Below are 9,036 nucleotides of genomic sequence, written 5' to 3'. Positions count from 1 at the left end.
GAGCCGATACCAGAGCGACTTGGCAGCGGCAGGCGGATGCTCGCCTTCTTGGGACAGACCGGCCGCTTGGCTCTGCGGCGGAGGCGGTGCGTGCAGCTCTGATTTATTAGACTTGGACTCGCTCTCCGGATTTCCGTCCGGACATTCCGCGGGAATCGAGGCAACATTTATCGCAACGCCGCGCCGCTCCTTCAGCCGCTCTGCTATCGCATCCGCCATATCCTCGGGCGAAAGCTTGCCTTCGGGAATCGGCGTTATGCCGTTCCTTGCCAGCGCGTGCGAAAGCAGGACGCAGCTGGGGAGTCCGACTCCGGCCTGCACGAACGGTTCGGGATTGCCGCACAGGGCGGCTGGTGTCCCATCGGCTGCAATCGTACCGCAATCGAGCACGATCACGCGGTCCGCCAGCGGAAGAAACAAGTCTAAATCATGGGTGGCGATCACAATGCCGCCCTTGGCCGCTTTGCGGGCTTGCACGTACCGGAGCAGCTCTCTGGCTGCCGCCGATTCAAGACCCGCGGTAGGCTCATCCATCAGGAGCCAATCTGGTGAGGCAGCGATTGTCGTGGCTAGCGCAAGCCTGCGCCGTTGGCCCCCGCTTAGCGCGAACGGAGAGCGATCCGGGTCGAACGCGGCGCCGAGGCCAAGGTCTTCGCAAGCGGATTGGATGCGCTGTTCCTTTTCCATTGCCGTAAGCCCATATGGGCGGAGCGAATAGCCGAACTCCTGCCGGACGCTTCGCGCGAACAGCTGCTGCTCCGGAAACTGGAACGTCAAGCCGAGCTGTAGGAGAAGCGGCTGAGTGACCCGGCGACGGCGCCATAGCGGCTCGTCATTCAGACGAATCTCGCCCGACGAGGGCGGCCGCATGCCTGCCAGCAGTTGGAGCAGCGTGGACTTGCCGGAGCCCGTACGTCCGACGAGCAGCGTAACGGTTCCGTCTTCGAATGCAAGACTGACGTCGCTGAGCAAGCGGCGGTTCGGGTCGTCCGGAGCTGCTGCGCTCACATTGTGCAGCGTCAGAGGCATAAGCGGCTCACCGCCTTCGCCAAATCATCGCAGCTTATGGGGCGGGCCGCCAGATCAAGACCCTTTTTCCGTAAGTGCAGTGCTGTCTGCACGACGAAGGGAGGATCGAGTCCGATTCGCTCGCATGGCGTCTCTGAATCCGAAGCCGCTTCTCCATAAAAGAACGTCTCGGGCGCTCCGTCAAACGCGACCTCGCCTTTCTGAAAAGCGACGATGCGGCTTGCGTGGACAGCTTCTTCCAGCCGGTGCGTAATCCATACGACGGTCGTTCCCTGAAGATGAGCTTGCCGGACGACACGCAGTACTTGTTCTCTTGCAGCCGGATCGAGCATGGCGGTCGGCTCGTCCAGCACCAGCACATCGGGAGCGGTTGCGAGTGCCGTGGCGATGTTGACCAGCTGCTTTTGCCCTCCGGATAAGGAGTTTAGCGGCGTTTCGGGGGACAAATCGAGCCCCACGCGAAGCAGCGCTTGCTGTTGAATCCGATTCAGCTCCTCCTTGCTTAAATGACGGTCGTTCAACGCGAAAGCAAGCTCTTCGGCAGGCGTATCGCCAATAGGTTGGGCCTCCGGATGCTGCAGCACGCCGCGGATGTCAAGGTGCTCTTTCCGGACGATCCGCCCCTCCGTAAGCCGACAGGTACCAAGCAGTACGCCGGCCAGCGTGCTTTTGCCGCTTCCGTTCGGACCTGCAACGGTTACCCACTCCCCGGGCACGATGAGCAGCGTGACTTTGGACAAAGCTTTATGCGCTGCGCCCGAGCCGGTCGGGTACTTCACGGATGCCTCATGCAAGGCTACAAAGGATGAAGAAGACATAGTAAAAAATCCTTTCGTTTTTAAAACCCGTGTGCTATAATCCTCAATTGTTAACCGAATAAAAACAAAATAGAGTTAACAATGTTCTCGTCATAACCATACCAAAAAAGGAGGCATTCATCAATATGAAGCTTACGCTTCGAGGCATTGTTTTTAGTGCGTTGTTCGCTGCGCTCGTCGTGCTTTTCGGATTTATCAGCATTCCGCTCGGCTTTACGCCCGTACCCATTACCCTTCAGACGCTGGCTGTTATGCTTGCAGGCGGGATGCTTGGCGCTCGGTACGGCTTTTTAAGCATGGCGCTGATCGTGGTGCTGACGGCTATCGGATTTCCGCTGCTGCATGGGACCGGAGGATTGGGCGTTCTGCTCGGGCCGACCGGAGGCTATGTGTTTATGTGGCCGATTTCCGCACTTTTGATCGGCTGGCTGCTGCCGCGGATACGCATTCGGGGCTTATGGGGATACGTTGCCGCGTTTCTGGTTCTCGAGCTGTTCGGCTCGCTGCTGCTGTATGTGAGCGGAGTGCCATGGCTCGCCTATGTGACGGGCATGTCGCTCTCCAAAGCGATGGTTGCCGGCTGCTACCCGTATCTGATCGGCGACGCCATCAAGGCCGTGGCAGCCACCCTGATTATCGCCTCTGTGCGTCAAGCGTTTCCGCCGGAACGGTTAACCGGAGAAGCAATTTCCCAAGAATAGGAAGAATATGGCGGGATTCCTTCGTTTTCACGTTAATATACGAAGCTTCCCTCTACATATCACGTCTGCCTTCGGGCAGGCTTTTTCATTTATGATGAATGGATAAGTATTCAACGAAGCTGAACTCTTTTATCATTTCAAGAGAAGCCTCCCTTAAAGAAAAATCTTTCGTCCCCGAAAATTTGCAGACAACGGCGAACGGAAGTGGATGCCCTACCCCCTCGTACACCTCCCTTACCTCAATTGGCCACTTTCTCAACAAACTCGCTTCGAAAAGAAGCTTTTTTATTTTGCAGCGAGTTTTTGGGTAAAATCGTAGAAATTCGTTATTTTGCTTCGATTTATGTTAAACTAGGAGAAAATGCCCCAAAAGGGATTTGCCATCGAGCACGGCACCTATTAGAATGTTGTTAATCCAGAATCGACCCGATGAAATGAGGCCGTTTCATGAATATTAAAGAGAAAAAAATCGAACTTCGCCGCCAGGCCGAAGCGGTTCGTTCGGCCATCCCGGAGGACGAGCGGAAGCGCAAGTCCGAGATCATCAGCAGCAAGCTGATCGAACGGTTGGAAGAGTTGCTTCATCCTGAGCCGTCGATGAGAAGACGTCCGACGCTGCTTACCTATATGCCGGTCAAAACCGAAGTGGACGTGACCCCGGTCATGGAGGCCTGCTGGAACCGTCCGTGGCGTGTCGTGGTCCCGAAGGTCGTACCTGCCTATAAGCAGATGAAGCTGTTCGAGGTGCGTTCGTACGCCGACTTGGAGCGCGGAACTTGGGGAATCCGCGAGCCGATAGCTAAAGCGCAGCAGCTATTCGATATCCGGCAGGTGGATGTCGCGCTGGTTCCGGGACTGGCGTTCGATGCCAATATGGGCCGGCTTGGCTACGGCGGCGGCTTCTACGACCGTTTTATGCAGCAGTATGTCCGTACCGGCCTGCCGAAGCCTTATATTTTGGCGGCGGCCTATGAGGAGCAGTTGATTCCGGAAGTCCCGATGGGACTGTTCGACTTCCGTATCGACGAGCTGGTGACGGAAACCCGCATTTTGACGGGGAAGGGGGCGGATGTCCATGACTGAGGAGCGGAAGGCGTCTCCGCTTACCCATCTGAACGAGCAAGGCCGCGCGCGCATGGTGGACATTTCGGACAAGCAGGAAACCGTCCGTACGGCGACGGCCCGCACGACCGTTACGATGCTTCCGGCGACGCTGGAGCTGATCCGGCAGGGAGGCATCGCCAAAGGGGATGTGCTCGCCGTCGCGCAGGTTGCCGCGGTCATGGCCGCCAAAAAAACGTCGGATTGGATTCCGATGTGCCATCCGATTGCGCTGACCGGCGTCGATGTCCGGTTTAGCGACAACGGAGAGGGGCAATTATACATCGAAGCGACCGTCCGCACGAAGGGGCAAACCGGTGTGGAGATGGAGGCGCTCACGGCCGTATCCGCCGCGGCGCTGACGGTCTACGATATGTGTAAGGCTGCGGAGAAAACGATGCAGATCGGACCGACGCTGCTGCTGAGCAAAACCGGCGGCAAGAGCGGGGATTTTCACGCAGCCCCATAGAGATTTAATGAGATCCGGGAGAGGAGCAGATGTATGCGCTGGAAAGTGGCTATCTTGACCGCAAGCGACCGCGGTTCCCGCGGAGAGCGGGAAGACACGAGTGCACAGGTCATTCGGGAATTGATTGAAGAAGAAATGAACGGCGAAATTATCGAATACCGTGTCGTGCCTGACGAGAAAGACGAAATTATGGCGGCGTTGATCGAAATGACGGATTATTTCCGGGCCGATCTCATTTTGACAACCGGAGGCACAGGTCTCGCGGCCCGGGATGTCACGCCGGAAGCGACCTTGAGCGTCATCGACCGTCACGCTCCGGGCTTTGCCGAAGCGATGCGCATGTATTCGCTGCAAAAGACGCCGCGTGCGATGCTCTCCCGGGCCGTATCCGGGATTCGCGGCAAGACGCTGATCCTGAACTTGCCCGGCAGCCCCAAGGGGGTTTCGGAAAATTTATCCGCGGTCATCGATCAATTGCCTCACGCGCTTGCCATTCTGACTGGACGCGAGGGAGACCACGGCGATGAAGCATGATTCGATGCTCAAAGAGGTTCCGGTGGAACAAGCCGTCGGCATGGTGCTCGCGCACGACTTGACCCAGATTATTCCGGGCAAGTTCAAGGGCCGTCTGTTTAAAAAAGGACACGTGATCCGCGAGGAGGACATCCCGGCGCTGCTCAGCATCGGCAAGGAGCATATCTATACGCTTCGTCTGGAGCAAGGCTATCTGCACGAAGACGAGGCGGCTCTGCGGATGGCAAAGGCCGCGCAGGGAGCGGGCGTCACGTTGACCGAGCCGCATGAAGGCAAAGTTACACTTAAGTCCGCGATCCACGGTCTGGTCAAAATCGACAAGGACCGGATCAACCAAGTCAATTCTTTGGATCAAGTCATCATGTCGACCGTGAAGACGAATACGGTGGCGGAACCCGGACGTTCCTTGATGGGGACCCGCGTCATTCCGCTTGTTATAGAAGAAGAGCACATCACAGCCGTCGAGCGCATTGCCGCTTCTGCGGGACAGCCCATGGTGGAGGTCAAGCCGTTCCGCCCGCTGCGGGCAGGTCTTATCACAACAGGCAGCGAGGTGTTCAAGGGCCGGATTGAGGATAAGTTCGGTCCCGTCGTTCGCAGCAAGCTTGCGGCGCTCGGCTCGGAAGTGATCGAACAGCGGTTTGCGCCGGACGACAGCGAAACAATCGTACAGGAAATCCGCCGCTTCCTGGAGGAAGACCGCGCGGATCTTATTCTCGTTACCGGCGGCATGTCCGTAGACCCGGACGATCGGACGCCCGGCGCCATCAAGCGTGCCGGAGCGTCCGTTGTCAGCTACGGCACCCCGATGCTTCCTGGTTCCATGCTTTTGATGGGCTATCTGGACGGCGTCCCGATTATGGGGCTGCCCGGCTGCGTCATGCATGACCCGTATACGTCGTTTGACGTTCTGCTGCCGCGCATTTGTGCGGGAGAAACGATCACCCGGGCGGATATTACCGAGCTCGGCTACGGCGGGCTTTACGGCTGTTAGTTGATGAACCGGAAATAGTCCATGGAAGGAGAATCATAAATATATGTTCGGAAATATAGGATTTAGCGAAATTTTGCTCATCGGCCTCATTGCTCTATTATTGTTCGGCCCGAACAAGCTGCCGGAGCTCGGCCGGGCACTGGGCAAGACGCTGCGCGAGTTCAAGCAGGGTGCCCGCGATCTGATGGAGACGGATGCGCCTCAGCCGCCGCGTCAAGACGTTACACCGTCGGCGTCTGCGCAGCAGCCACAGCCGAATGCTGCACCGCAGGAAGCGAAACAAGACTCGCGTCGTTTGCCGGATTAGGGAGGCCCTTGTACTCCCGATTTTGACCGTGTGGAAGGTGAACCGTTATGGAACATGATGAAGGCATGACGCTGGTCGAGCATCTGGCGGAGCTGCGCAAACGAATTATTTGGGTGCTGCTTGTCCTGGTCGTCGGCATGGTGGTCGGGCTGCTAGTGGCCAAGCCGTTAATTAATTATTTGAAAAGCGTATCCCCGATCGAGAACTTGGATTGGTATGTGTTTTCCCCATGGGATGCAATTAAAATGTATATGAGTTTTGCTTTAGTTGCCGGTCTTTTGGTCACGCTTCCGTTTGCTCTATATCAGATATGGGCTTTTTTGAAACCAGGACTCCGTGAAGTAGAACAAAAAGCCTCTTTAATCTTCATTCCCTTTGCATTTCTTATGTTTTTGCTCGGTCTGGCGTTCGGCTATTTTATCGTGTTTAAAATGGCGTTGTTATTTACTACTGCGATCAGCCAGAGTATGGAGCTTAAAGAAAACTTCGGCATCGCGCAATACTTCTCGTTCATGTTCAATATCTTGATCCCGATCGCGCTCGTCTTTGAGCTGCCGATTGTCGTGATGTTTTTGACCAAAATCCGCCTGCTCAATCCGCTGCTTCTCCGCAAACTGCGCCGTTACGCGTATTTGGCGCTCGTCATAATTTCGACGATGATCACGCCGCCGGATGCTGTGTCCGCCATTATCGTCGCTGTGCCGATGATTATTCTATATGAGTTCAGCGTCTACTTGTCGGCGCTCGTCTACCGGAAGCAGCTGCTGCAGGATCAAGCCTGGGAGGCGGAAGCTTCCGCAAAGTCTGTCGAATGACAGGCTTTTTTGTTTGTCTGCTTGTCGTATATTTTGGAAAGGGCTGGAGACAATGATTGAGGTGTGAAAATGTTGTAAAACCACTTGCAAAATTGATGGGAAATAGTTATCATAAGAATTGTTGTTAGCACTAAAGACGTTCGAGTGCTAATAAGGTAAACCATCGTTACCCTAATATCAAAAGGAGGCTATTTTCTCATGATCAAACCGTTGGGTGATCGCGTAGTCATTGAAGCCATCGCTAAGGAGGAAACGACCGCAAGCGGTATCGTACTGCCTGACACGGCGAAAGAGAAGCCGCAAGAAGGCAAAGTCGTAGCTGTAGGCAGCGGTACACTCAAAGACGGCGAGCGCATTGCGCTTGAGCTGAAAGAAGGCGACCGCGTGATTTTCTCCAAGTACGCCGGTACGGAAGTAAAATACGAAGGCCGCGAGCTGCTGATTATGCGTGAGAGCGACGTTCTGGCCGTTCTGGCTTAAGAACCAACGCCTCGATTCGATACTTAAGTTTTGGTTATTTACTTACGAAAATATTCGAACCGTTAAAAATATACGATTAATTCTCGGGAGGGTACATTCATGGCAAAAGAAATTAAGTTCAGTGAAGACGCTCGCCGCGCAATGCTTCGCGGGGTTGACGCGCTTGCGAATGCCGTAAAAGTTACATTGGGACCGAAAGGCCGCAATGTTGTATTGGAGAAAAAATTCGGCAGCCCGCTCATCACCAATGACGGTGTGACGATCGCGAAAGAAATCGAACTCGAAGATGCTTTCGAGAACATGGGCGCTCAACTCGTGAAAGAAGTAGCGACCAAAACAAACGACGTTGCCGGTGACGGTACGACGACGGCAACGGTTCTGGCTCAAGCAATCATTCGCGAAGGTCTGAAAAACGTAACGGCCGGCGCTAACCCGATGGTGATCCGCAAAGGGATTGACAAAGCTGTTCGTGCAGCAGTAGAAGAGCTCGCGAAAATCTCCAAAACGATCGAAGGCAAACAATCCATCGCTCAAGTAGCGGCAATCTCCGCTGCCGACGACGAAGTAGGCCAACTGATCGCAGAAGCTATGGAAAAAGTGGGCAAAGACGGCGTTATCACCGTAGAAGAGTCCAAAGGCTTCGCAACGGAGCTGGAAGTGGTTGAAGGCATGCAGTTCGACCGCGGCTACATCTCCCCGTACATGATCACGGACACAGACAAAATGGAAGCCGTTCTGGATAACCCGTACATCCTGATCACGGACAAAAAGATCACCAACATCCAAGAAATCCTGCCTGTTCTGGAGAAAGTCGTTCAATCCGGCAAGCAGCTTCTGATCATCGCAGAAGACGTAGAAGGCGAAGCTCTGGCGACCCTCGTCGTGAACAGACTGCGCGGTACGTTCACTTGCGTAGCGGTTAAAGCTCCTGGCTTCGGCGACCGCCGCAAAGCTATGCTCGGCGACATCGCTGCCCTGACTGGCGGCCAAGTGATCACCGAAGAGCTCGGTCTTGAGCTGAAATCCACAACTCCGGACCAACTCGGTTCCGCTCGTCAAGTTCGTGTTACAAAAGAAAACACGATCATCGTCGACGGCGCAGGCGACAAAAAAGACATCGGTACGCGCGTATCGCAAATCCGTGCTCAACTGGAAGAAACCACTTCCGATTTCGATAAAGAAAAACTGCAAGAGCGCCTTGCAAAATTGGCTGGCGGCGTAGCTGTCGTAAAAGTTGGAGCAGCTACCGAAACCGAGCTGAAAGAGCGCAAACTGCGCATCGAAGACGCTCTGAACGCTACGCGTGCAGCAGTTGAAGAAGGTATCGTAGCAGGCGGCGGTACGGCCCTCGTGAACGTCTACGCAGCTGTAGCGGCTGTGCAGGCTGAAGGCGACGAGAAAACGGGCGTAAACATCGTTCTGCGCGCTCTGGAAGAGCCGGTTCGCACGATCGCAGCAAACGCAGGTCAAGAAGGCTCCGTGATCGTGGAGCGCCTGAAAAAAGAATCCGTTGGCATCGGCTACAACGCCGCTACCGGCGAATGGGTGAACATGATCGAAGCCGGTATCGTTGACCCGGCGAAAGTCACTCGCTCCGCTCTGCAAAACGCAGCTTCCGTTGCAGCTATGTTCCTGACAACCGAAGCCGTTATCGCAGACAAACCGGAAAAAGACAAACCTGCTATGCCTGACATGGGCGGCATGGGTGGAATGGGCGGCATGGGCGGATTCTAATCCGACCCCTGGCCGGGATAAAACGGCAGCATCCGAAAGGATGCTGCCGTTTTT

The 9,036-nt window shown here is 55.3% G+C and carries 11 protein-coding genes; 9 read left to right on the top strand and 2 right to left on the bottom strand.

Annotated elements, in window-relative coordinates; translation table 11 throughout:
• On the bottom strand, positions 1–1,029 hold a 1,029-nt coding region (locus PEH01S_RS33280; protein WP_127490347.1), incomplete at its 3' end, for an energy-coupling factor ABC transporter ATP-binding protein.
• Positions 1,020–1,847, bottom strand: coding sequence for an ATP-binding cassette domain-containing protein (locus PEH01S_RS33275; RefSeq protein WP_127490346.1), 828 nt, complete (start codon positions 1,845–1,847; stop codon positions 1,020–1,022). The genes PEH01S_RS33280 and PEH01S_RS33275, both read right to left, overlap by 10 nt.
• A gap of 125 nt (positions 1,848–1,972) precedes the next feature.
• Here PEH01S_RS33275 and PEH01S_RS33270 point away from each other — a divergent pair, with 125 nt between their 5' ends.
• From PEH01S_RS33270 to groL, 9 genes are all read left to right on the top strand, one after another.
• Entirely contained in the window at positions 1,973–2,548 is a 576-nt protein-coding gene (locus PEH01S_RS33270; RefSeq protein WP_025851905.1) for a biotin transporter BioY, read from the top strand.
• A 447-nt stretch (positions 2,549–2,995) separates the two neighbouring features.
• Complete coding sequence (locus PEH01S_RS33265; RefSeq protein WP_025851906.1) at positions 2,996–3,631, top strand: 5-formyltetrahydrofolate cyclo-ligase; 636 nt, start codon at positions 2,996–2,998, stop codon at positions 3,629–3,631.
• Positions 3,624–4,118, top strand: a complete 495-nt coding sequence (gene moaC / locus PEH01S_RS33260; protein ID WP_025851908.1) for a cyclic pyranopterin monophosphate synthase MoaC — start codon at positions 3,624–3,626, stop codon at positions 4,116–4,118. Before PEH01S_RS33265 ends, moaC begins: the two co-directional genes overlap by 8 nt.
• 33 nt (positions 4,119–4,151) lie before the next feature.
• Positions 4,152–4,652 carry a molybdopterin adenylyltransferase gene (gene mog, locus PEH01S_RS33255; protein WP_025851909.1) on the top strand — a complete coding sequence of 167 codons (501 nt, stop codon included), beginning with the start codon at positions 4,152–4,154 and terminating at the stop codon, positions 4,650–4,652.
• The gene (locus PEH01S_RS33250) at positions 4,642–5,646 is read left to right on the top strand and encodes a molybdopterin-binding protein (protein WP_025851910.1); all 1,005 of its coding nucleotides are present in this window, start codon (positions 4,642–4,644) and stop codon (positions 5,644–5,646) included. Before mog ends, PEH01S_RS33250 begins: the two co-directional genes overlap by 11 nt.
• Before the next feature lie 43 nt (positions 5,647–5,689).
• Positions 5,690–5,953 (top strand): twin-arginine translocase TatA/TatE family subunit, encoded by a 264-nt coding sequence (locus PEH01S_RS33245; protein ID WP_025851912.1) that lies wholly within the window; start codon positions 5,690–5,692, stop codon positions 5,951–5,953.
• Positions 5,954–6,000: 47 nt separating this feature from the next.
• A complete protein-coding gene (gene tatC, locus PEH01S_RS33240) occupies positions 6,001–6,768 on the top strand; it encodes a twin-arginine translocase subunit TatC (RefSeq protein WP_025851914.1) in 768 nt (255 codons plus the stop codon).
• A gap of 198 nt (positions 6,769–6,966) precedes the next feature.
• Complete coding sequence (gene groES / locus PEH01S_RS33235; protein ID WP_025851915.1) at positions 6,967–7,248, top strand: co-chaperone GroES; 282 nt, start codon at positions 6,967–6,969, stop codon at positions 7,246–7,248.
• Between the two features lie 99 nt (positions 7,249–7,347).
• Positions 7,348–8,982: a chaperonin GroEL gene (gene groL, locus PEH01S_RS33230; protein WP_025851916.1), complete on the top strand. Its 1,635-nt coding sequence runs from the start codon at positions 7,348–7,350 to the stop codon at positions 8,980–8,982.
• Positions 8,983–9,036: the final 54 nt, after the last annotated feature.

This window comes from Paenibacillus ehimensis NBRC 15659, assembly GCF_004000785.1.
In the GTDB taxonomy this organism is placed as follows: domain Bacteria; phylum Bacillota; class Bacilli; order Paenibacillales; family NBRC-103111; genus Paenibacillus_G; species Paenibacillus_G ehimensis.
This window is presented reverse-complemented; position numbering and strand designations above follow the sequence as displayed.

Bases quoted from the DNA above. Each gene is read 5' to 3' on its own strand.
- PEH01S_RS33275 (WP_127490346.1), bottom strand. From the start codon at position 1,847: ATGTCTTCTTCATCCTTTGTAGCCTTGCATGAGGCATCCGTGAAGTAC.
- PEH01S_RS33270 (WP_025851905.1), top strand. From the start codon at position 1,973: ATGAAGCTTACGCTTCGAGGCATTGTTTTTAGTGCGTTGTTCGCTGCG.
- PEH01S_RS33265 (WP_025851906.1), top strand. From the start codon at position 2,996: ATGAATATTAAAGAGAAAAAAATCGAACTTCGCCGCCAGGCCGAAGCG.
- moaC (WP_025851908.1), top strand. From the start codon at position 3,624: ATGACTGAGGAGCGGAAGGCGTCTCCGCTTACCCATCTGAACGAGCAA.
- mog (WP_025851909.1), top strand. From the start codon at position 4,152: ATGCGCTGGAAAGTGGCTATCTTGACCGCAAGCGACCGCGGTTCCCGC.
- PEH01S_RS33250 (WP_025851910.1), top strand. From the start codon at position 4,642: ATGAAGCATGATTCGATGCTCAAAGAGGTTCCGGTGGAACAAGCCGTC.
- PEH01S_RS33245 (WP_025851912.1), top strand. From the start codon at position 5,690: ATGTTCGGAAATATAGGATTTAGCGAAATTTTGCTCATCGGCCTCATT.
- tatC (WP_025851914.1), top strand. From the start codon at position 6,001: ATGGAACATGATGAAGGCATGACGCTGGTCGAGCATCTGGCGGAGCTG.
- groES (WP_025851915.1), top strand. From the start codon at position 6,967: ATGATCAAACCGTTGGGTGATCGCGTAGTCATTGAAGCCATCGCTAAG.
- groL (WP_025851916.1), top strand. From the start codon at position 7,348: ATGGCAAAAGAAATTAAGTTCAGTGAAGACGCTCGCCGCGCAATGCTT.